Source organism: Streptomyces xylophagus, assembly GCF_000716435.1.
GTDB lineage: Bacteria > Actinomycetota > Actinomycetes > Streptomycetales > Streptomycetaceae > Streptomyces > Streptomyces xylophagus.
The window spans coordinates 227008-249267 of sequence record NZ_JNWO01000004.1 but is presented as its reverse complement, the minus strand read 5'-3'; the positions used below and the strand labels follow the sequence as shown (position 1 = coordinate 249267).

Annotated in this window: 22 protein-coding genes; 9 read left to right on the top strand and 13 right to left on the bottom strand. The window is 69.5% G+C overall.

Going from position 1 to position 22260, the window contains the following annotated elements:
- The first annotated feature begins 64 nt into the window (after window positions 1–64).
- Window positions 65–778, top strand: coding sequence for an SLATT domain-containing protein (locus OO70_RS10595; protein ID WP_043667399.1), 714 nt, complete (start codon window positions 65–67; stop codon window positions 776–778).
- A 64-nt stretch (window positions 779–842) separates the two neighbouring features.
- Here the strand turns inward: OO70_RS10595 and OO70_RS10590 are convergent, their stop codons facing one another.
- The 4 genes from OO70_RS10590 to OO70_RS10575 form a co-directional block, all read right to left on the bottom strand.
- A complete protein-coding gene (locus tag OO70_RS10590; RefSeq protein ID WP_043667398.1) occupies window positions 843–2387 on the bottom strand; it encodes a PstS family phosphate ABC transporter substrate-binding protein in 1545 nt (514 codons plus the stop codon).
- Between the two features lie 119 nt (window positions 2388–2506).
- On the bottom strand, window positions 2507–4999 hold the full coding sequence (locus tag OO70_RS10585; protein WP_043667397.1) for a serine/threonine-protein kinase: 2493 nt from the start codon (window positions 4997–4999) through the stop codon (window positions 2507–2509).
- Window positions 5000–5311: 312 nt separating this feature from the next.
- Complete coding sequence (locus OO70_RS10580) at window positions 5312–5794, bottom strand: MarR family winged helix-turn-helix transcriptional regulator (RefSeq protein WP_043667393.1); 483 nt, start codon at window positions 5792–5794, stop codon at window positions 5312–5314.
- The gene (locus OO70_RS10575; protein WP_043667390.1) at window positions 5791–6408 is read right to left on the bottom strand and encodes a type 1 glutamine amidotransferase family protein; all 618 of its coding nucleotides are present in this window, start codon (window positions 6406–6408) and stop codon (window positions 5791–5793) included. Before OO70_RS10575 ends, OO70_RS10580 begins: the two co-directional genes overlap by 4 nt.
- Before the next feature lie 182 nt (window positions 6409–6590).
- On the opposite strand from OO70_RS10575, the gene OO70_RS10570 reads away from it, so the two are divergent.
- The 4 genes from OO70_RS10570 (at window position 6591) to OO70_RS10555 (ending at window position 11997) form a co-directional block, all read left to right on the top strand.
- Entirely contained in the window at window positions 6591–7946 is a 1356-nt protein-coding gene (locus tag OO70_RS10570) for an aspartate aminotransferase family protein (protein ID WP_043667387.1), read from the top strand.
- 155 nt (window positions 7947–8101) lie between these two features.
- Window positions 8102–8803: a GntR family transcriptional regulator gene (locus OO70_RS10565; RefSeq protein WP_043667787.1), complete on the top strand. Its 702-nt coding sequence runs from the start codon at window positions 8102–8104 to the stop codon at window positions 8801–8803.
- Between the two features lie 41 nt (window positions 8804–8844).
- Window positions 8845–11256, top strand: a complete 2412-nt coding sequence (locus OO70_RS10560; RefSeq protein ID WP_324604846.1) for a dolichyl-phosphate beta-glucosyltransferase — start codon at window positions 8845–8847, stop codon at window positions 11254–11256.
- Between the two features lie 90 nt (window positions 11257–11346).
- Window positions 11347–11997, top strand: coding sequence for a hypothetical protein (locus OO70_RS10555; RefSeq protein ID WP_043667380.1), 651 nt, complete (start codon window positions 11347–11349; stop codon window positions 11995–11997).
- Here OO70_RS10555 and OO70_RS10550 read toward each other — a convergent pair.
- The 6 genes from OO70_RS10550 to OO70_RS10525 all read right to left on the bottom strand — a co-directional run bounded on the left by OO70_RS10550 (window position 11994) and on the right by OO70_RS10525 (window position 14400).
- Complete coding sequence (locus tag OO70_RS10550) at window positions 11994–12284, bottom strand: hypothetical protein (protein ID WP_043667376.1); 291 nt, start codon at window positions 12282–12284, stop codon at window positions 11994–11996. The two genes, OO70_RS10555 and OO70_RS10550, sit on opposite strands and share 4 nt — an antisense overlap.
- Window positions 12285–12382: 98 nt before the next feature.
- The gene (locus OO70_RS10545) at window positions 12383–12838 is read right to left on the bottom strand and encodes a PIN domain-containing protein (protein WP_051741049.1); all 456 of its coding nucleotides are present in this window, start codon (window positions 12836–12838) and stop codon (window positions 12383–12385) included.
- Window positions 12835–13101: a cupin domain-containing protein gene (locus OO70_RS10540; RefSeq protein ID WP_234336814.1), complete on the bottom strand. Its 267-nt coding sequence runs from the start codon at window positions 13099–13101 to the stop codon at window positions 12835–12837. The genes OO70_RS10545 and OO70_RS10540 overlap by 4 nt, the downstream gene beginning before the upstream one ends.
- A gap of 120 nt (window positions 13102–13221) precedes the next feature.
- On the bottom strand, window positions 13222–13431 hold the full coding sequence (locus OO70_RS10535) for a hypothetical protein (protein ID WP_234336813.1): 210 nt from the start codon (window positions 13429–13431) through the stop codon (window positions 13222–13224).
- A 150-nt stretch (window positions 13432–13581) separates the two neighbouring features.
- Window positions 13582–13848: a hypothetical protein gene (locus tag OO70_RS10530; protein WP_158711437.1), complete on the bottom strand. Its 267-nt coding sequence runs from the start codon at window positions 13846–13848 to the stop codon at window positions 13582–13584.
- Window positions 13849–14004: 156 nt separating this feature from the next.
- Window positions 14005–14400 (bottom strand): hypothetical protein, encoded by a 396-nt coding sequence (locus OO70_RS10525; RefSeq protein ID WP_043667364.1) that lies wholly within the window; start codon window positions 14398–14400, stop codon window positions 14005–14007.
- Window positions 14401–14516: 116 nt separating this feature from the next.
- Between OO70_RS10525 and OO70_RS10520 the strand changes: the two genes are divergently transcribed.
- The 3 genes from OO70_RS10520 (at window position 14517) to OO70_RS54465 (ending at window position 16226) form a co-directional block, all read left to right on the top strand.
- Entirely contained in the window at window positions 14517–15365 is an 849-nt protein-coding gene (locus OO70_RS10520) for a helix-turn-helix domain-containing protein (RefSeq protein ID WP_043667361.1), read from the top strand.
- Window positions 15362–15556, top strand: a complete 195-nt coding sequence (locus OO70_RS10515; RefSeq protein WP_043667359.1) for a DUF397 domain-containing protein — start codon at window positions 15362–15364, stop codon at window positions 15554–15556. Before OO70_RS10520 ends, OO70_RS10515 begins: the two co-directional genes overlap by 4 nt.
- 64 nt (window positions 15557–15620) lie before the next feature.
- The gene (locus tag OO70_RS54465) at window positions 15621–16226 is read left to right on the top strand and encodes a TetR/AcrR family transcriptional regulator (RefSeq protein WP_158711436.1); all 606 of its coding nucleotides are present in this window, start codon (window positions 15621–15623) and stop codon (window positions 16224–16226) included.
- A 1-nt stretch (window position 16227) separates the two neighbouring features.
- On the opposite strand, the gene OO70_RS10505 is transcribed toward OO70_RS54465, so the two are convergent.
- Both OO70_RS10505 and OO70_RS10500 read right to left on the bottom strand, forming a co-directional pair.
- On the bottom strand, window positions 16228–16518 hold the full coding sequence (locus tag OO70_RS10505) for a hypothetical protein (protein ID WP_051741047.1): 291 nt from the start codon (window positions 16516–16518) through the stop codon (window positions 16228–16230).
- Between the two features lie 82 nt (window positions 16519–16600).
- Entirely contained in the window at window positions 16601–18424 is a 1824-nt protein-coding gene (locus OO70_RS10500; RefSeq protein ID WP_043667353.1) for a bifunctional metallophosphatase/5'-nucleotidase, read from the bottom strand.
- Between the two features lie 284 nt (window positions 18425–18708).
- Here OO70_RS10500 and OO70_RS10495 point away from each other — a divergent pair, with 284 nt between their 5' ends.
- Window positions 18709–20712, top strand: a complete 2004-nt coding sequence (locus OO70_RS10495) for an Ig-like domain repeat protein (protein WP_043667350.1) — start codon at window positions 18709–18711, stop codon at window positions 20710–20712.
- A gap of 83 nt (window positions 20713–20795) precedes the next feature.
- Here the strand turns inward: OO70_RS10495 and OO70_RS10490 are convergent, their stop codons facing one another.
- On the bottom strand, window positions 20796–22079 hold the full coding sequence (locus tag OO70_RS10490; protein WP_043667347.1) for an adenylosuccinate synthase: 1284 nt from the start codon (window positions 22077–22079) through the stop codon (window positions 20796–20798).
- Between the last annotated feature and the right edge of the window lie 181 nt (window positions 22080–22260).

Genomic DNA, 22260 nt, shown 5'->3' with positions numbered 1-22260 from the left:
ATTGGGCGGTAGGAAGGGTCCGGCACATCAGCATCAGGTGTCACACGACGTAAGGGAGTGCCGGGTGGGTCAGCCGGAGATTCAGCCCGAGGGTGGCGATCTGGCCGGGCGGACGTTTCCGCTCGGGGACTGGGGCGAGCCCGCGGCCCGGCTGGACGAGCTCTACCGGTGGGTGGAGCGCGGGGCGCTGGAGACGGCGGCCTGGTATCTCGCCGACCGGGTGTGGAAGCGGCGCGGGGCGCGGGCGCTGCGCGCGGGCGCTGCGCTGGGCGGGGTGGCGGGGGCCGCGCTGCCGCTGCTGGACCTGACCGGGGCGGTGGCGGGGCTGGCCGCCTGGGGCTATCTGGCGCTGCTGCTGGGGGCCGCGTGCGTGGCCGGGGACCGGTTCTTCGGGATGACGTCCGGGTGGATAAGGGACGTGGCTACGGCGCAGGCCGTGCAGCGGCGTCTTCAGGTGCTCCAGTTCGACTGGGCGTCGGAGGGCGTCCGGGAGTTCCTGGGACCGGCGGAGGGCACGGCGAGCGAGGCCGCGGACCGGTGTCTGGCGGTGCTGCGACGGTTCTCGGAGGACGTGACGGAGCTGGTGCGGATGGAGACGTCCGACTGGATGGTGGAGTTCCGGACCGGGTCGGCGCCGCTGGGCATCCAGTCGGCGGGGGCGTCCGGGGTCCGGCCGGAGGGGGCGGTCGTCCAGGGCAGGTTCCCGCAGCCGCCGGGGTCGGGCGGGGGCGGCAGCCGGCCGAACATGCCGCGGCAGCGGCCGCCGGAGCCGAGGTGAGGTGAGGTGAGGGGAGGGGAGGGGAGGGGAGCACGTCTTTCGCGACGCGGACGGGCTCCGCGTCTCAGTCGTCCTCGCACAGCCCCGTCGACTGGGTGGCCGAGCACGGCAGGTGGCCGTGGGCGCGGATGACGTTCTCGCCGGTGCCCTGGGAGACGTAGGCGAGGAAGCTCTCGGCGAGGGAGCCGGCCGACGGGCGGCCGTAGGTGTAGGCGTACTCGACGCCCCGGTACGGGTACTCGCTCTTGCCGTACTCGATGTCCGAGACGGAGGCCGGTGCGCCGTCGAGGGGGACCGGGCGCAGGCCCTTGTGTCCTTTCGCGAGGGTGACCTCGCTGTAGCCGAGGGCGCCGGGGAGTTCGGCGACCTTGTCCAACACCTTGTCCGTGGAGTCGAGTTCGCAGCGCGTGACAGGGGCGGAGGCGTCGTCCTTGCGGACGCAGTCCAGTGAGGTGCTCGGCACCCGTTCCCAACTGCCCAGCACCCGCTGCTGGAAGATCTGCCGCGTACCGGAGTCGGCGTTGCGGCTGACCAGCACGATGGGCAGGTCGGGAAGGGTGGCGTCGAGCTGCTTCCACCGGGTGACCTGGCCGCGGTAGACACGGCGTACCTGGGCCAGGGAGAGGCCGTGCGGGAGACGGATGTCGTCGTTGACGACGAGGGTGAACACGGACAACGCGACCCGGGTCCCGAAGAGTTCGCCGCCCACGTCGGTCGCGGCGCCGTCGGAGAAGGCGATCACCGACCGGGCGCTCTTCGCCGACTGCGCGCCCAGCGCGGCGAGTTCGGCAGCTCCGGCCGCGCTGCCCCGCGCGTCCACCGTGATCCGGGAGCCCTCGCAGTCCTTCTCGTACTGCTTGGCCAGCTCCTGGGTCACGGGCGCGAAGGCCGTGGAGCCGGTGATCTTCAGCACGCCCTTCTCGCAGCCGAGCGGCGGCGGGGTGTCGTCGCGGGCCACGACGATCGTCGCCAGGGTCACCACGCACACGGTGAGCATGATGGTGATCAGCCGGGAGGCGCGGCTGAACAGGGGCAGCGTCTCGTCCGGGGTGGCGCTGCGGTTGGGGTGGACCTCGCCGTCGCGGATGCCGCCGATGAGCCGTATCGGGCAGCCGACATCGCCGCCGGAGAGCAGCACCAGCAGTTTGAAGTGGTCGCCGCGGTTGAGCGGGACGCGTGGGATGCGCAGGGTGTTGCCGTCGTAGCCGAGACCGGCCGCTCGCGTGAAGTGGTCCATCAGATGGTCGGTGCCGTCGGGCTGGGTGACCGAGACACCGCGGATCGTGCGGTCGGTGAACACCGCGGTGAGGCCGTGGAGTTCGCGCCCGGTGTAGTCGTTGTCGGCGATGCTCTGCGAACCGTCGTTCTCGATGCGCAGCAGGACGAGGGTGGCGTCGGTCATGCCGGGGGCCTCGTCGAAGAGGCCGAGGCGTCTGTTCGCGCGGCCCGAACGCACGTCGTCGCCAATGGGGTTGTCCATCTGGACGCGGTACCCGATCCGCTTGCGGCGCGGCACCCGGCGTTCGTACCAGACCATCACGCCGGACGCGACGATACCGAGCAGCGCGGTACCCACGGCGACGACGTTCTCCGCGCTCAGCCACTCCACTGCGGGCCCCCGCTCCCCAGTCGGATCGTGGGGTCACGGTACGAGCGGCACCGGAAAACACACAGGGGGTTCTGGCGGAAGTTCGCGTGACGTTCAACTGGCCCTGAGGTAAAGGGAGTTCAGCCCGCCTTCGTGTACGTCAGCTTCTCCCCGCTGCTGGTGTTGACGCGCTGGAGCGTGGTGGCCGACAGCAGGGTGATCTCGGTCGCGGAACCCGGGTTGCAGGACGACAGCGGCTTCCCGGAGGTGACAGTGGAGGCGCCGATCACCAACGGGCTCTCGCCGCCCGGCTGTTGGGCCAGGTCGGCGCTGAACTCGCAGTGGTAGTTCGGCCCGTCCGCGATCAGGGTCAGGACGGGGTCCCCCACCTTCCCCTGACGGATGGTGAGTTGGCGGGTGTTGTGCCCCGTGTCGTTGTCGATGGACGCGTTCCAGGTGCCGAGATAACCGCTCGGTACCGCGCCCGCGCCGGTCGGTGTGGCGGAGGGCGAGGCGGACGCCGACGGTTTCCCGCTGGTCGCGGTCGGGCCCGGGGTTGTAGGCGCGGCACTGGTGGCCTTGCCACCCGAACCGGCCGCCGTACGGCCGCCGTTGCCACCGCCCTTCATCAGCGCGTACACCGAACCGCCCGCGCCCAGCGCCACGACCAGCGCGACCACGACCAGCAACGCGGTCGACCGCCCGCTGCGGCGCGGCTCCTGGGGCTGCGGGTACGGCCCCGGGCCGTAGGGCGGGGTGGAGCCGAGGCCGGGGTTGTGCGGGTAGGGGTTGTACGGCACCTGCCCGCCCCAGCCGACGGGCTGCCGGGCCGGCGGTTGCGGATAGTCGGCAGCGGGCTGCAGGACGGACTGCTGCGGGTAGCCGTACCCGGCGGCGGGCTGGGGGTGCTGCTGCGGGTAGCCGTAGGCCGGGTGCGGGGCGGGCGGTGCCGGTGTCCGGGCGGCTCCGGCCGGGTCCGCGACCACCGTCGGGGGGTGGGTGACCCGTGCCCCGCCGTCCGCCGTCGCGGGCGGCGGCGGCATCGGAGAGGAGTCGTCGGAGGCAGGGGCGTGCTCGGGGGAGGCTTCGGAGACGGGGGTGACGGGGGCGGTGGGATGTTCTATGGGGACGGGTGGCTCCGCGGGGGTGGCGACGGGTGGGTTCGCGGGAACGGCGCCGGGGGTCTGCGCGGCGGCGACCGCGGGAACGGCGCCGGGCGTCTGCCCTGCGGCGACAGCGGGCGTCTGCCCGGCGACGGGAGCGAAGCCCGGAGGCGGAGCGGCACCCGGGACTGCCTCCGGGCCCGCAGCCTCCGGGCCCGCCGCCTCCGCAGCGGCCACCGCGCTCGGCGCCGCCGGGGCCCCCGGCTCCGGAGCGGCCTTCGCCAGGTCGACCCTCTCCGGGTCGGCCCTCTCCAACTCGCGCTTCTCAGGCCCGCGCGTCTCCGGTCCGACCCGCTCCGAGCCGGGCATCTCCGAGCCGCCTCTCTGCAGGCCGGGTGCCTCTGGGCCGCGCACATCTGGACCGCGCGTCTCCGGGCCGCCCCTCTCCAAGCCGGGCACCTCCGGGCCGCGCGTCACCGGGCCAGGCGTCTCCGAGCCGCGCATCTCCCGCTCGCCCCGCTCCGACCCGCGCAACTCCGGCGCACCCCGACCCACTCCGGCCCGCCCCGACCCACCCCGCTCCGGCTCGACCCGTTCCAACTCCCTGGTCTCCGGATCCTCCGTGTCCAGCAACCGCACCGCGTGGCGCCCGAGTTGGGCGACCAGGGTGCCCGGGAGCCACGGGTCGCGGGAGCGGCCGCCGGAGACGGTGTCCTCCGCGCCCGTGCGGTCGAGGATGTTGTGGAGTGTCGGGCGGGCGGCCGGGTCCTTGCGCAGGCAGTCGCGGACGAGGTCGGCGATGCCCTCGGGGACGCCCGAGAGGTCGGGTTCCTCCTGGGCGATGCGGAACATCAGGGCGTGGACACCGCTGTTGGCGGCGCCGAAGGGCAGGGTGCCGGTCGCCGCGTAGGCGAGGACGGAACCGAGGCAGAAGACGTCGCACGCCGGGGTGATGCGATCCCCCCGCACCTGTTCCGGCGCCATGAAACCGGGCGAGCCGACCAGCGAACCGGTGCGGGTGAGCCCGTCGCCGGCCAGGGTCTCCAGGGCCCGCGCTATGCCGAAGTCGATGACACGGGGGCCGTCGATGGTGATCAGCACGTTGGACGGCTTGAGGTCGCGGTGGACGATGCCGGCGGCGTGGATGTCCTGGAGCGCGTGCGCGAGACCGGCCGCGAGAATCCGTACCGACCGCTCGGGCAGTGCCCCGTGATCGCGCCCGACGACCTGTTGCAGGCTGGGTCCGGCGACATACCCCGTGGCCACCCACGGCACCTCGGCCTCGGTGTCCGCGTCCAGCACGGGCGCCGTCCAGTGTCCGCCGACCCGGCGCGCGGCCGTCACCTCCTGCCGGAACCGCGCCCGGAACTCCTCCTGCGCGGCCAGTTCCTCCCGCACCAGCTTCACGGCGACCGTGCGCCCCCGGTCCGACCGGGCCAGATACACGTGCCCCATGCCGCCGGCCCCCAGCCGGGCCAACAGCCGGTACGCCCCGATCCGCTGCGGATCGGCCGCCCCCAGTTTCTCCACGACCGCGCCGCCTCCCCTGAAATCCCCGGTCACGCCCCGGTCACACCCCTGTCGCACCCCTGTGCTCCGCGACAGAACGGGAACAGCCCGAGAATAGTGCGGGGAATCGACGGGACGGATGGAGAGGTGTCTACGGTTCCGTAACGGCCAAGCCGTGCCCGTCACACCCCTCGTCATCGCCCGTCACCGGGAGGGCCGAGGGCATCCGGATCAGGCGGGCGGAGGGCGGAGACCCTCGGGATCAGGCCGGCCGAGTTCACCGAACACCACAGAACCGCGCCGCCCCCGCACGGCGAAGCCGCCCCGGTCTCGTCACCGCTCGTCACCACGCACCCCGAGGGCGTCACGATCAGGCGGCCCGAGTTCGTCGAGCACCGCCGACAGCCGCTCCAGCACCTCCACCGCCTCCGCGAGCCGCGCCTGGCCGAACGCCTCCGCCAGCCGGTCCGCGTAGGCCATGTGCCCCGGACCGATGCGCGCGACGGCCGCCCGCCCCTCCCCCGTCGGTGCCAGCAGCTTGGCCCGTCGGTGCGCGGGGTTGGCCCGGTACTCCGCCAGCCCCCGCTCCACCAGCAGATCGGCGATCCGCTGCACGCTCTGCCGGGTGATGCCCATGGCCCGGGCGATCCCGGAGACCGGCAACGGCTCCCCCAGGACCGCGCCGAGCACCTGCCACCAGGCGGCGGTGAGCCCGGCGGGCCGCGCCAACTCCTCCGCCACGGCGAGGAATTGGCCGTTCAGCCGGAAGACCCCGAGGGCGCTGCGGCTGAGCAGCTCCTGACGCTCACGGCTCACAGCGCGTCGGCCTTCTGCAGTACGGCGTACGCCTCCGCGTCCGAGTCGTGGAACAGCCGGTACCAGGCGTCGAGCACCTCGCCCTCGTACACCCCGAGCAGCCCGAAGACCTCCCGGGCGAAGGCGACGGGCTCGGTGGGCCCGGCGGTGACCAGCTTCCCGTCGGTCACGGCGTCCGCGTCGACGTACCGCTCCCCGCCGCCGTACCCGGTGGCCGCCAGATAGAAGGAGACCGCGCCGGTGTGGTCCCGGTCGTCGAGCAGCCCCTCGCGCGCGAGCCCGGCCGTCGCCCCGCAGATCGCGGCGACGGGGACACCGGCGTCGAGGAACTCCCGTGCCGTACGGGCGAAGGGGGCGAGATCGTCCCCCGTGTCCCACAGGTCGGCGCCCGGCAGGATCAGCAGCGAACTGTCCTCCGGTCGTACGTCGTCCAGGGCCAGGTCCGGTGCGATACGGAGCCCGCCGATGCTCACCACCGGCTCACGGGACGGGCCGACCGTCCGGATCTCGTACCCGGCGCGGGCGAGATGGGCGGTCGTGTGACCCGTCTCCCAGTCGGCGAGGGTGTCGTACACGGCGAGGTGCACGGGCTTGCGGGTGTCGCTGCTGCTCATGACTCCTCCAGCCACTATGACAGGATACTGCTTTTATGACAGCATACTGTCGTTCTGTTCGACGGGCAATCCGACGGCGGTCCCATGGGGCCGACTCGATGGACAACCTGTCGCGGAAACCCCCCGACCACAGACAGGACGCCGATATCGCTTCCGCATCGCGGACATTTACGCTCACCCGCATGACCCCTCAGCCCAACCCCCAGGCCGGCGCCGCCGTGAAGGCCGCGGACCGTGCGCACGTGTTCCACTCCTGGTCCGCGCAGGAGCTCATCGACCCGCTCGCCGTGGCCGGCGCGGAGGGGTCGTACTTCTGGGACTACGACGGCAGGCGCTACCTGGACTTCACCAGCGGGCTCGTCTACACGAACATCGGCTACCAGCACCCGAAGGTCGTCGCCGCGATCCAGGAGCAGGCCGCGACGATGACGACCTTCGCGCCCGCGTTCGCGATCGAGGCCCGGTCCGAGGCGGCCCGGCTGATCGCCGAGCGGACGCCCGGGGACCTGGACAAGATCTTCTTCACCAACGGTGGCGCGGACGCCATCGAGCACGCGACGCGCATGGCCCGGCTGCACACCGGGCGGGCCAAGGTGCTCTCCGCCTACCGCTCGTACCACGGCGGTACGCAGCAGGCGATCAACCTCACCGGCGATCCCCGCCGTTGGGCCAGCGACAGCGCCTCGGCCGGGGTCGTGCACTTCTGGGCGCCCTTCCTCTACCGGTCCCGCTTCTACGCGGAGACCGAGGAGCAGGAGTGCGCGCGGGCGCTGGAACACCTGGAGACGACGATCACCTTCGAGGGGCCGGCCACGGTCGCCGCGATCGTCCTGGAGACCGTGCCGGGCACCGCCGGGATCATGGTGCCGCCGCCCGGTTATCTCGCCGGTGTGCGTGAGATCTGCGACAAGTACGGGATCGTCTTCATCCTCGACGAGGTGATGGCCGGGTTCGGGCGGACCGGTGAGTGGTTCGCGGCCGACCTGTTCGACGTCGTACCGGACCTGATGACCTTCGCCAAGGGCGTGAACAGCGGATACGTGCCGCTCGGCGGGGTCGCCATCTCCGGCGCGATCGCGGAGACCTTCGGCAAGCGGCCCTACCCGGGCGGACTGACGTACTCGGGCCACCCGCTGGCCTGTGCCGCCGCCGTGGCGACGATCAATGTCATGGCCGAGGAGGGCGTCGTAGAGAACGCGAAGCACCTCGGTCCGACCGTCGTCGAGCCCGCCCTGCGCGCGCTGGCCGAGCGGCACCCGAGTGTCGGCGAGGTGCGGGGTGTCGGGATGTTCTGGGCGCTGGAGCTGGTGAAGGACCGGGAGACGCGCGAGCCGCTGGTGCCGTACAACGCGGCCGGTGAGGCGAACGCGGCGATGGCCGCGTTCGGGGCCGCCGCGAAGCAGCAGGGGCTGTGGCCCTTCATCAACATGAACCGCACCCACGTCGTCCCGCCGCTCAATGTGACCGAGGCCGAACTGAAGGAGGGCCTCGCCGCCCTGGACACGGCGCTCTCGGTGGCGGACGAATTCACCTCGTAATACGCCGCCGAATACACCTCTTAACGCCCGGAATGGGCGGGTCCGTTCAACTGGTGCCCGCATTCGGGCAGGGCGGGAACCCGAACGCGTAAGGTGGCGTGCTCGTAGACATATACGAGTACGCCATCGAACGCGATGAGGGAGACGCTCCGACGATGCCCGGAAGCAGCGGCAACGGCGCCGTGACCCGCAGCACCCTGCGGCAGCAGATCGCCGACGCGCTTCGCGACGAGGTCCTGGCCGGCCGGCTCCAACCGGGCCAGGAATTCACGGTGAAGGAGATCGCCGAGCAGTACGGCGTCTCCGCGACCCCGGTCCGGGAAGCCCTCGTCGATCTCTCCGCGCAGGGGCTCCTGGAAGCCGACCAGCACCGCGGCTTCCGCGTCCACGAGTACTCGGTGGCCGACCACCGCGGCATGATCGAGGCCCGCGCCCTGGTCACCGAGGGCATGTTCCTGGCCCTCGCCGAGGGCCACCCCGTCTTCGACCGCACCGAGGACCCCCGTACGGTCGCCGCGCTCGCCGGGGTCCGCCGCCGTGGCGAGGAGGCGCAGCGCGCCGCCGACGCCGGTGACCTCACCATCCTGATCGGCTACGACCTGCGCTACTGGCGCGAGTTGAGCACCATGTTCGGCAATCCCTACCTCGGCGACTTCCTGCACCGGCTGCGCGTCCAGTCCTGGGTGTGCACGGTGCAGCATCTGCGCCGACTGACCGATCTGCGCGGGCAGTTGTGGTCCGAACACACCGAACTGGTCGACGCCCTGGCGCGCCGCGACACCCCGGCCGCGCGCGCGATCGTCCTCGCGTACAACAAACACTCCCTCGACCTCATCGAGCGGCTGGCCGCCCGGTGACCGGACCGGAAAGGGCCGCTCCGGCCGTGGACAGTGTCGTCGTGGATCTCAGCGTCGTCGTGCCCGCCTACAACGAGGAACGGCGGCTCGGGCCGACGCTCGACGCGATCACCACGTATCTGCGGGACAACGAGAGCCGTTTCGGCGACTGGGAGATCCTCGTCGCCGACGACGGCTCCGACGACGGGACGAGGGAGCTCGTCACCTCCCGCTCCCTCGACAATCCCCGTGTGCGGTTGGTCACCAGCCCGCGCAACCGCGGCAAGGGCCACGCCCTGCGCCTCGGCGTCGCGGCCTCGCGCGGGCGCCGGGTCCTGGTCACCGACGCCGATCTGGCCGCGCCCATCGAGGAGTTGGAGAAACTCGACAAGGAGCTGGGCGAGGGCCGCGCGGCGGCCATAGGCTCCCGGGCCGTGCCGGGCGCGACGATCGAGAGCCACCAGCATCCGGTCCGTGAACTCCTGGGCCGCGCGGGCAACTTCCTCATACGCCAGGCCGCGGTGCCCGGCATACGCGACACCCAGTGCGGCTTCAAGCTCTTCGAGGGCGACCGCGCCCGCGAGGCCTTCGCCGCCTCCCGCATCAACGGCTGGGGCATCGACGTAGAAGTCCTCCAGCACTTCCGCCGCGCCGACTGGGAGGTCGCCGAGGTACCGGTGCGCTGGGCCCACCAGACCGGTTCGAAGGTACGGCCCCTGGACTACGCCCGGGTCCTCACCGAACTCGCCCGCCTCCGCGCCCGCGCCCTGCGCCCGGCCGACATCCTTGTCACCGTTCTCTTCCTCCTCATGTCGGTGGCCCTCTACTCGGGCCGTTTCTTCGACCCGAACCACCGTTACCTGGAGGACTCCCTCCAGGACCAGAACCAGTGGGAGTGGTTCTTCGCGGTCACGGCCGACAACGTCGCCCATCTCCACAACCCGTTCTTCTCGAACCTCCAGGGCTTCCCCGACGGCGTGAACCTCATGGCCAACACGGTCATGCTGGGCCTGTCGGTCCCCTTCGCGCCCCTGACCCTGCTGGCAGGCCCCGCGGTCTCCCTCAGCGTCTGCATGGCGCTGGGCCTCGCGGCCACGGCCGCCGCCTGGTACTGGCTGATCGTGAAGCGGGTCGTACGGCAACGGGCCGCGGCCTTCGTCGGCGCCTCGCTCGCGGCCTTCGCCCCGCCGATGGTCAGCCACGCCAACGCGCACCCGAACTTCGTCATCCTCTTCATGATCCCGCTGATCATCGACCGCGCCCTGCGCCTGTGCGCGGGCACGCGGGTGGTCCGCGACGGCATCGTGCTCGGCGTGATGGCGGCCTACCAGATCTTCCTCGGCGAGGAGCCGTTACTCCTCGCGTCGATCGGCATGGTCCTGTTCGCCGCGTCCTACGGAGTCCTCAACAGGGAGGTCGTCAGGGCCTCTTGGCGCCCCCTGCTCAAGGGCCTCGGCATCGCGGCGGCGGTCTGCGCGCCGATCATCCTGATCCCGCTCTACTACCAGTTCGCGGGCCCGCAGAGCTACAAGAGCGTCCTGCACGGCGACAACGCCGGCAACAGCCCGCTCGCCCTGCTCTCCTTCGCCGAACGCTCCCTGATCGCGGGCAACGAGATCCGGGCCAACTCCCTCTCCCTCAACCCCACCGAACAGAACGCCTTCTACGGCTGGCCGCTCGTCGCCCTCGCGTTCGCGATCGTCGTACGCCTGTGGGAGCACGCGCTCGTCAAGGCGCTGGCGTTCACGGCGATCGCGGCGGCGATCCTGTCGATGGGCCCCAAGATCCGCATCCCGCTCACGGACACGATCTATCCCGGCCCCTGGGCCCTGCTCGCCCACAAGCCGCTCTTCGAGTCGGTGATCGAGGGCCGGGTGGCGATGATCTGCGCACCGGCGCTCGGCATGCTGCTGGCGATCGCGGTGGAGAAGCTGGCGGCGACGCGCCAACTCGGCACGCAGTACGTGGGCCTGCTGGCCGTGTGCATGGCCCTGATCCCGATCATCCCCGCACCCCTCAAGGCTGTGGACCGGGCGGCGGTACCGGCCTTCTTCATGGACGGCACCTACAAGTCGTACGTCCGCGACGGCGAATCCCTGGTCCCGATCCCGCTCGCCGACCCCGGCGCGGCGGAGCCCATGCACTGGCAGACAGCGGCCGGCCTCGGCTTCAAGATGCCGGGCGGCTATTTCAACGGCCCCTACGGCGAGGACCGCATCGGCATCTACGGCGCCTCCCCCCGCTACACCTCGAACATGCTGCGGGACGTGCGCTACACCGGCGTCATCCCCACCATCGGCAAGAACTGGCAGGCGCAGGCGAAGGCCGACTTCGCGTTCTGGCACGCGGGGGCGTTGGTGGTCGCTCCACAACCCAACGACGACAAGCTCCGCACCGCTGTGGAAAAGCTGGTGGGCAAACCCGGTAAGTGGGTGGACGGCGTGTGGGTATGGGACCTGCACGAGGGGAGCTGACCCGGGCCGTACCGACTACTCTTCCCCCTACTCTTGCCTGACCACCATGCGAGATCCACGCTGCGCAGCGAGTAACCGAGGAGCCCTCTTTTGGCCTGTGACCTGTGGCTGGTCCCGCTCGTCGACGTGTTGTGCCACACCCCCGACAATCCGTTCGCCGAGGAACTCGCGCTCTACAACGCGTTGCTGGCCGAGGCCGGACTCCCTCCGGTGCCGGTGTACCAGTACATGCCGGGACTGTCCGGGGAGGTCGCCCCGGTGGCGGGCTTCGACTACGACGCGCTGCACTTCCTGCGCCGGGCCTACCTCCTCCAGGTCTGCGGTCTCCCGGTGACGCCGGTCGACGAACTGGGCGGCGACTACGAACAACTCCTGGAGATGTTCGAGACCACAGCACAGCAGTCCCACCTGGTCTGGCACTACGACCACGCGGGCGCCTACGTCCCGGTCGACTTCCCGCACCCCCTCGCGAACGACGAACTCCTCGCCGGCGGCGGCCCGTTGGGCTCGTCCCAAACCCTCCTGCGCGAGCTGGAGTTCGTGGCCCCGACGATCGGCATCGACCCGGCGAACCCACCGGCGACCCCGGAACCCCCCGCCGCGCCAACGGAGTTGGAGGAACCAGCCGTCGCCGCACCGTACGACCCCAGTCCCTTCGCCCGGGAACGCCACGTCTGGCTCGGGCTGCACGCGGCGGCGACGCGCAGCCTGGCGCAGGGTTCGATGATCGTGTTCAGCTAGCGGATCTTGCCGAGACCCGTCTGGACGTCCTCCGCGTTCATCACCGGGGTATAGGTCAGCTCGGCACCCAGGTTGAGGAAGAACGGCTCACTGATCGACGGGATGTCGGAGGGGTCCTTCAGGTCGAAGAACAGGAACGCGGTCCGCTTGCCGCCGTCGGCGGTGAAGTAGGCCGCCTCGGGCTTGATCTGCTCCAGGGACTCCTCCATCAACTTCCCAAGAGTCCCGTTGCGGATGGCCTCGTTCCCCTTCTCGGTGTCCATGGACGCTTTCAGCATCATGCGCATCGCAGTCACCTTCTTCTGATCGGCGTGCGCGGGTTGGACTACTTCAGGATATGCCCGGACAAAGGGGGGTGCCCCCACGAGGGCGTCCCCCTTTGCGATCAGTTCTGCTCGACGATCCGGATCGTGCGGATGCCGGTACCGCGATACCGAGTCGGCGTCCTGGTCAGGACGGGCCGACCGCGCGGCCACTCGACGGTGGGCAGGGCGAGGTGCAGCACATGGGCGCCGCTCCAGTCGACCTCGCCCTTGTCGCCTTCACCCTCGACGTCGGTGCGACCGACGCCTCGCAGTCGCTTGCCGACGGCGGTCGCCGCCGCGAAGTCGAGCCCCTCGATGGCCACGGACGGCAACGCGCCGACGTGTTCGGCGACCCCGGCCCGCTCGCGCTCGGCGGCGGCGAGGCTGAGTGCCGGGATGTAGACGCGCAGCGCGGGGTCCTTCTCGGCCTCGACGACGAGTCGGGAGGCCATGATGTTGCCCGCGCCGAGGGCCAGTGCGGCGGTGTCGTCGAAGATGACGGCACGCGGCAGCGGGTACCGCTCATCCCCCGTCACTGGACCTCCCCGATACGCCCGGCTTCGAGGTCGGCCCACAGCTTCTCGCCGGCCTTCTCGTCCTCTTCCGTGTAAGGCCGCCCGAGGAAGTGCTCCTCGACATACGCCCTGGTCTCCTCGTACCGCTTCCGCAGCTCTTCCTTGGTGGGCGTGGCCCCGGCCAGCTCCGCGACGAGGTCCCGCATGGTGATCCCACGCTCCCGGGCAAGCTCCTGAAGACGGTCACGGACAGCGGGGTCGACCTTGATCGTGGTGTCAGCCATGAGCACAGTATACCGGTGGTATACCGTCTCCGGGCGTACGAGTGTGACGGTCATCGACACTCCGTTTCTTTCGAAGGACCCGGCTCTGCACGGGCGTGCGGCCGGGAGTCTGTGAGGCGCTTACGCGAGCGCGGGGCGCCCCTGCAGCAAGGCGCGGGCGAGTGCGCCTCCGCGCTGCGCGGCCTCGCGGTAGCCGGAGGCACCGGGCTTGCGGGGTTCGACGTGGACGGTGGTGACCGGCATGGCGGCGGGGGCTGCCGGGCACTTTCGGCGCAGGCGGTTCTCGACGATGGCGGCGGCCGAGTACATCCGTCGCGGCAGACCGTCCATCAGAGCCGCGCGCACCTGAACGCTCGTCGCGCCCCGGTCCCACCACTCCTCGACCAGCGGCGCGAGTTTCAGCGCCTCGGCGGCACCGAGAGTGAGCCGGAGTTCGGTTCGGCGGAGTGAGCCAAGCAGCTTCGCGGCGAGTGCTGTGCGCTACGCATCGGGTCGCAAGTCAGACACCTCATACACCGCATCACCCTCACCCGGCACTCGACGCAGGTACCCGGCCACCTCAAGTTCACGCAGGGCTGCCGCGACTTCGGCGCGTCCTTCTTTGCGCTGCACGGTCAGCGTGGCGACCGTGACGTCGACCCCGTCCGGGAAGCTGAGAAGGTACGCCAACATGCCCGCCGCGCACCAGGAGATGTCCCGGTCGTGGAGTAGGTCGGTGGCGAAAGTGGTGAGCGTGTCCGCAGGCACGGTACGGTGCAAAGGCATTGGGAGGTCCGTCTCCTGGTGTCGAGCCCCCGGGTGTTCCAGCACCGCGGGGGCGTTTCTGTCGGCGTGACTCTATGTGCACGTAAAGAGACGAACGCAAGCCGGAACTGGGTTTTCCTGGGCGGGAGTTCGCGTTCTTCACTCTTGAGGGTGAAGGGCTGTTCGCAGAAGCAGCGCGTGGACGAAGTGGTCCGGTGACGTCGGGCGGTAGCGCCAAGTCAGGGGCCAGGTCTGGCCGTTGAGGGCCGGGACCGGGATGTACGAGATGTGGTTCGGGCCGGCGGTGAGGCGGGTTACTCCGGGTGGCCAGGGGCGGTGGGACGCGCTGCCGGCCGGGACCAGGAAGTAGACCGGGCGGTTGCCCGTCGCTTCCTCTACGACCGGGCCCGGCGCCCCTCCTGTCATGCGGGCGAGCCTGTCCGCGAGGTCTCTGCCCTCGTCGCCGTCCACCCGTACCGCATCGAACTGGACCCCCGCCTTGCGGAGTTGGATGCCGGTTGCGGGGATCCATTTCAGGTCACTTTGCGTATCCATGCGGACAGTCTCGGCAGCCACAGCTACCGTCTTCCATAACTCTGCGTCGACCATCGGCAACGGTTGGATATGAGTGCGGGGTGCTGGTGACCGGTTGAGTTCGGTTGAGTTCGGGGGTGACCGCGATGGCGCGGGCGGAGAACAAGGCGGAGGCGAGTGGAGTGGCGCGTCTTGTCGCCCTCCTCGCGAAGGCATTGCGCGAGCAACAGGGACTCACGCAAGTGGAGTTGGGCAAGATGACCGGCTACACCGGGTCCGCCATCAGTGCGATGGAGACCTGCGCGCAGCCCGCGAGCGACGACATGCTCGTCAAGCTGGAGGAGACGATCGGGGGCGGGATGCGGGTCTTCGAGGAGGCCCGCACGTATGTCCTGCTCGACAAGTACCCGCCCCAGTTCAAGAACTTCGCGCTGATGGAAGCGGAGGCGGTGACGCTGTCGTCGTATCAGACGTACGTGGTCGGCGGCCTCTTCCAGACCAAGGAATATGCCCGCGCCCTGATCGGCGGCGGTTTCCCCAAACTGCCCGACGCCAAGGTGGAGGAGTTGGTCGAGGCGCGCGTGGCCCGCCGGAAACTCTTCGACCGGGATCCGACGGCCATGATCGAAGTGATCCTTGACGAGGCTGTGTTGAGGCGGCCGTTCGCGAGTTGGGACATCCACTGCGGGCAACTGCGCTCGCTCGCGGAGGATGCCGAGCGGGACAATGTCAGTGTCCAAGTGGTCCCGCTGGAACGGGGGTTGCACGGCGGGCACGCGGGAACGCGGGGTGACATGGTCCTGGTGGTGACGAAGGAGCACCGTCATGTCGTCTACCTGGAGATCGAGGACGAGAGCGTCCTGATCAGCGATCCCTCGAAGGTGTCCCAACTCTCGCACCGCTATGCGAAGATCCGTACGCAGGCTCTGAGCCCGGACGACTCCCTGAGCCTCATCCGGAAGTTGGCAGGAGAAGATCGCGCATGACCAGCACCCTGCAGTGGTTCAAGTCGAGCTACAGCAACGACAGCGGCGGCGAGTGCGTCGAGATCGCCACCTGCCCCCACACCATCCACATCCGCGACTCCAAGAACCCGGGCGGTGCGGTCGTCACTGTCTCCGATGTGGCCTGGAGCGCCTTCCTCGCCACCCCCACCCCCTTCCCCGAAAAAGTGTGACACTTTCGGGGAAACTGACACACTTTTCTGAGACACCTGCCTCCCCCCGCGCCAAGCTGCTCACATGAGCAGCCCGCAGCATGTCCAGGCGCCGCCCGGAATGGCCACCGTGTACCGCGCGACTCTGCTCGCGCTGGCCGTGCGTGGGCCCCGGCGCGTGGGCATCACCCACATCGCACAGTTGGCCGGAGCCAACCGCCCATTCTTCTACCGCAATTGGGCCAGTCCCAGCGTGCTGCTTCGCGATGCGACGTTGCAGGAACTGAAACGTCTACTGGATCAGGCCCGGGAAGTACCGAGCCCGTTGCCGCCACCGCAGTGTCTTGGGGTATGCATGGTGGTGCGGGCCGCCCGGCTGCTGCGAGAGCATCCGGTCGTCGCGGCCATGGCACGGACCGAACCGGCGTTGACGTACGCCGCCGTTCTCCGTCCGGACACCGTGTGGCACAACACGGCCTGGCACTGGCTGAGCAAGCATGTGACCGCGCATCTGCCCAGCGGCACCGAGCAGGACACAGCCACGCTCGCCGTGCTCACCACAGCACTCCCGTACGCGCTGATCCCATCGGCGGAGTCGACCGATACCGGCGATGAACGTGCTGCTGTAGACCGGCGGTTGAGCCAAGCTGTTCACGCCTGCCTCGGCCTACCGCTCGCCTGCCCCGACTGACCTACAGGTCCTGGAAGAACGACAGGGACAACGCCAGCACCGCGATGCCGCGTACCGCGATCAATGCCAGGTTCGCAATCTGCAGTCGGCCTGCCCGAAGCCACAAGGTCCACGTCACCAGCAATGACAGCACGACCGTGCCGATCAGCGCCACGGCGTCGGGCACGGCGTACAGAGCGTCGCGGTGCGCCCACAGCAGGGACGACCACCACACCACGGCCACCGTGCTGAGTACGGACTCCAGGACGAGGGCGGCGCGGGCCTCGCCCGGCTCCAGGAGTTGCGTGGTCATCCGCGCTCCTCACGCTCGCTCGATACGCCGCTTCCCGGGAACCTCTCTGTCCCCGGGAAGCGGCGCGAAAGGTGTCCGGAGTCTAGAAGACCGCCGTCCCGCCCTGCGTCAGCTTCCAGTTCGTCGCCGCGAATGCCGTCGGGTCGATCGTGCCCTTCGCCGTGGCGTAGGCGATCATCAGGTCGCGGACCTGGTTGGTGGAGCTGTACGCCGTCTCCGCGGCGGCGATGTGCGGGTAGCCGCTGCCGCCGTTGGCGCGGTAGTTGTTGACCGCGACGACGAAGACCTGGTCGTCGGCGACCGCGGTGCCGTTGTAGGTGAGGTTCTTGATGCGGGAGCCTTCAGCCGCCGCGATGTCGATCTCGTAGTCGACGCCGGCCGCCGTGTCGTACATGTAGTCCCAGAAGCTGTTGGCGTTCGTGAGCGTCGCGGTGTCGACCGTCGTGCCGGTCGGCACCTGGTGGTAGTACTTCGCCGCGAACTCCAGGTAGTCCTTGAGTTGGGCGCCCGTGAGCTTCTTGCCGTACAGGGTGTTCTCGTAGATGTAGAGGCCCGCGACATCGCGGATCGTCACGTCGCCGGCCGGGATGACGGCCGTGCGGCTGAAGCACGCCGCCACCGAGATCAGCGGGAGCGCGGCGTCCGCCGTCGACAGGCCCGACTTCACCGCGTCCATCTGGACCTGGTGGATGAAGTCGATGGCGGGGACGTCCTTCCAGCAGGCCTCCGCCGTCGACATCGCCGCCGTACACGTGCCGATCGCGGTGTTGACGTACTTGACCACCAAGTCGTGGTCGGCGGTGAGGAGTTCGGTGATCCGCGCGTCCTCTGCGACCGTGTTGCTGTTCAGCGTGGTCGACGTGGTGCTGGTGACCTTCCAGCAGCCGTGCTCCAGTTCCAGCTCGAAGTCGAAGACCGAGAGGCGGTAGCCGTAGCAGTAGGGCTCGGAGAGGACGACGTCCTTGCCGGTCTCCTCGTTCTTCACCGTGTACGTGGAGACCTCGGTGTGGGTGTGGCCGACGAGGATCGCGTCGATGCCGGGGACCTGCTCGGCGACCAGGTTCGACGCGTTCTCCACGTACGGGAGTTCGTCGCCCCACGACGTCGAGCCGTCGAGACCCGAGTGGTCGGTGAGGAAGACGACGTCGCAGCCCAGCGCGCGCAGGCGCGGCACGTACTTCTTCGCCTGCTCGACCAGGCCGGTGAAGGTCATCTTCCCGGAGACGTTGTCCTTGTCCCACAGGGCGATGCCCGGGTTGGTGAGGCCGAGGATGCCGACCTTGATGTCCGGCGCCCCGGGGACCTTGATGCGCTTGACCGTGTAGGGCTGGAAGGCCGGCTTCAGGGTCTTCGCGTCCAGGGCGTTGGCGCCCAGCAGCGGGAAGTGGCACTGCTTCTCGAAGGTGCGGACGACCTCGATGCCGTAGTTGAACTCGTGGTTGCCGAGGGCCGCCGCGTCGTAGCGCATCTCGTTCATGGCGATCGCCATGGGGTGCTTGGGGCCGCGCTTGCCGTTCTTGCCGGTGATCGGGTCGACGCTCGCGTAGTACGACGCCAGGGACGTGCCCTGGATGATGTCGCCCGCGTCGACGAGCAGTACCCGGTCCTCGCCCTTCTCCGCGCGCAGGTTCTTGACGAGGGTGGCGATGCGCGCGATGCCGTACGTGTTGCCCTTGCTGTCGGAGTAGGCCTTGTCCGAGTAGTAGTCCCAGTTGAAGACGTGGCTGTGCAGGTCGGTCGTGCCCAGGATGGAGAACGACCAGGTCTTCGGCTTGGGCGCGGGCTTCTTGTGCTGGTCGGCCGCCCGGGCCGGGGTCGTCGCGGCCGTCCCCGCGACGGCGACGGCCGCACCGGTGACGGCCGACTTCTTCACGAACTCCCGGCGGTTCAGGGGATTGACGGGCATTCAGGGCTCCTGGGTGGCTGCGGTGTCGCGAGCAGGTACGTGGGCCGTGCGGGGACTACACGCGTAGATCGTGGCGGCACAACAGGCCAGCCAGGAACCAAGAACAGACCATGACAGGCCAAGTTCCGGTCAATTCAAGGGAAAGGCGTCCGTACCTGCGGCCCCGTTCACCTCCTGTGTACCTCCTGTCAGTGGCACCACCTACGATTCCCTTCACAGGCTCCACTCAGGGGTCAACTGGCCCTGTTCCGGGGCCATTTCGTACCGGGGGGTTCGAAATCACCGTGCACAGACGCACTCTGTCGACCGCGCTCGCGGTCGCGCTCACTTTCGGCTCCGTCGCGCTCACGACCGGCGTGGCGGGTACGGCCATGGCGGACGACCAGCGGGACCTGGGCGTCTTCTCGGTCGGTGACATCGTCGTGGACGGTGTCCATCAGCGGGTCTTCGTCAGCGACCCGGACACCGGCAAGATCGCCGTCACGGACTTCCAGGGCAACGGCGTCCGGCAGTTGACCGGCCTGCCCGGCGTACGGGGACTCGAGCTGTCGGCCGACTCGGGGACCGTGTACGCGGCCGTTCCCGGCGGTTCGGACGGCACTGGCGACGCGATCGTCGCCATCGACACCGCCACGGCGACCGAGTCGGCGCGGTACGCCACGGGGGACGTGGACCCGCAGTACCCGGCCCTCGCGGGCGGCAAGCTGTGGTTCGGATACGGGGCCCCGGGCGGCTCCACGGGCAACATCGGCTCGGTCGACCTGGCCGGCCCCGAGCACAAGGTCACCCTGGACGCGGACCCGGCCGCGCCGTGGACCGCCGCGCCCGTGCTGGACGCCGCGCCCGGCTCCGGCACCCTGGTCGCCGGCCTGCCGGACCGCGACACGGCCGAACTGGGCGTGTACGACGTCTCGTCGGGCACCGCGACCGCCACCGCGCGCACGACGATCACGGGTGCCCACCTGAAGGACCTCGCGGTCACACCGGACGGCACGCACATCGTCGTCGCCGCCGGGTCGCCGTACTACCACGTGGTGTACAAGACCTCCGACCTCACGGTGGACGGCAAGTACCCCGGTTCCGGGGCGGGTTACGCGAACGCGGTGGCCATCGCCCCCGACGGCACGGTCGCGGCGGGCAACGACTCGAACTACGGCCAGGGCCTGTCGGTCTACAAGCAGGGCGCCGCGACCTCGGTCCGGGACTACGACCTCATCAACGCGGACAGCACCGGCACCCTCGCCCCGGCCGGCCTCGGCTGGGCGCCGGACCGGTCCCGCCTGTTCGCGGTGACGGCCCTCCGCGCGGGCAGCACCTACGAGCTGCGCATCCTGAACAACCCGACGAAGGCGGTCACCACCGTCTCCGTCACCGCCCCTTCCAAGGCCCCGCGGGCGAAGAAGCTCACGGTCAAGGGCAAGGTCACCTCCAAGCTGCCGCTGCCCGCCGGCACCAAGCTCGCCATCCTCCGCACGGACCTGGAGAACCCCAAGGGCCGGAACATCGGCACGGCGACGCTCGCGGCGAACGGCACGTTCTCCTTCACCAACAGCCCGCCCGTCGGCGGCAAGGTGACGTACACGCTGTCGTACGCGGGCGACGCGGACCACGCGGCGGGCAGCGGTTCGGCCTCGGTCGACGTCTCGCGCGCGGCGGCCACGCTCCGGCTGAACAACAACAAGAAGACCTACGGCTACGGGCAGAGCGTCAAGTTCACCGCCCACCTCGGCGCCACCTACAAGAACCGCAAGGTCGAGATCTGGGCCGACCCGTACGGCTCCGACAAGCCGAACAAGCTGGTCAAGTCCGGCACGGTGAACAGGAACGGCGACTTCGCGGTCACATACAAGCCCACCCGCGACACCCGCCTGACGGCCCGCTTCACCGGCGACGCGCGCTACGCGCCCAAGACGGTCGCCAGCACGGTCTACACCCAGGTCAAGGTGTCGACGTCGATCGGCCGCCAGTACAAGAACAAGAAGGTGTACGGCCAGACGTACGCCTACTTCCACAAGAACACGAACCCGCTGTTCACGACGACGATGACCGCGTACCCGGGCCGTGAGCAGCAGATCCAGATCCAGGTCTACTACCAGGGCACCTGGTACGACGGCGGCTCCACGTACTTCCCGCTGGACGCGTCCGGCGTCTCCCGCGTGGAGCTGGGCGGCGCCCACGACGTCGGCTACCGCTTCCGCATCCGCTCGTCGTACGTCGACGGGGCGTCCGGCGACAACGTGAACACGACGACGCACGGGGCGTGGAAGTACTTCGTCTTCACCAGCTGAGCAGCAGAGCAATACAGCGGGAGGGGCGCCCGGACGGGCGCCCCTCCTGTTGCTGCACGTACTAGATGCTGTTGCTGCACGTACTAGATGAACGAGTTGATCTCGATCGTCTCCGTACGACCCGGGCCTACACCGATCGCCGAGATCGGGGCGCCCGACATCTCCTCCAGCGCCTTCACGTACGCCTGCGCGTTCTTGGGGAGGTCCGCGAAGGTCTTGGCCTTCGTGATGTCCTCGCTCCAGCCGGGCAGGTTCTCGTAGATCGGCTTCGCGTGGTGGAAGTCGGTCTGCGAGTACGGGAGTTCCTCGACGCGCTTGCCGTCGATCTCGTAGGCCACACAGACCGGGATCTCTTCCCAGCCGGTGAGGACGTCGAGCTTGGTGAGGAAGAAGTCGGTCAGGCCGTTCACGCGGGTCGCATAGCGGGCGATGACCGCGTCGAACCAGCCGCAGCGCCGGTCACGGCCGGTGGTGACACCCCGTTCGCCGCCGATGCGGCGCAGCGCCTCGCCGTCCGCGTCGAACAGCTCCGTCGGGAACGGGCCCGAGCCGACACGGGTCGTGTAGGCCTTCAGGATGCCGATGACCCGGCTGATCTTCGTCGGGCCGACACCGGAGCCGGTGCAGGCGCCGCCGGCGGTCGGGTTCGACGACGTCACGAAGGGATACGTGCCGTGGTCGATGTCCAGGAGCGTGCCCTGGCCGCCCTCGAAGAGGACCACCTTGTCCTCGTCCAGCGCCTTGTTGAGGAGGAGGACGGTGTCGGCGACGTACGGCTTGAGGCGGTCCGCGTAGGACAGCAGCTCCTCGACGACCTGCTCGATCGCGATCGCGCGGCGGTTGTAGAGCTTGGTGAGCATCTGGTTCTTGACGTCGAGGGCCGCCTCGACCTTCTGGGTCAGGATCGACTCGTCGTAGAGGTCCTGGACCCGGATGCCGACGCGGTTGATCTTGTCCGCGTAGGTCGGGCCGATGCCGCGGCCGGTCGTCCCGATCTTCCGCTTCCCGAGGAAGCGTTCCGTCACCTTGTCCACCGTCACGTTGTACGGCGTGATGATGTGAGCGTTACCGCTGATCAGGAGCTTGGACGTGTCGACGCCGCGCTCGTTCAGCCCGTTCAGCTCGGAGAACAGGACCGACGGGTCGACGACGACACCGTTGCCGATGACCGGAGTGCACTCCGGTGTGAGGATCCCGGAAGGGAGCAGGTGAAGGGCGTACTTCTGATCGCCCACGACTACCGTGTGGCCGGCGTTGTTGCCGCCCTGGTAGCGCACCACATAGTCGACGGACCCACCTAGCAGGTCCGTCGCCTTTCCCTTGCCTTCGTCACCCCACTGAGCACCGAGCAGCACAAGTGCGGGCACGCGCGTACACCCCTTCCGGGCGGGGCATGTCCAAGGTCAGAGACGTACGCGGCACAGCGTGTGCCTCGTACACCTGCGACCCTCGTCGGTCGCGACCCGTCGGACCGGATGCCCCGGAATAGACGAAGCCCCTGGCGCAATAGCGCAAGGGGCTCTTGCACAAAGATGCTACCCGAGGAAG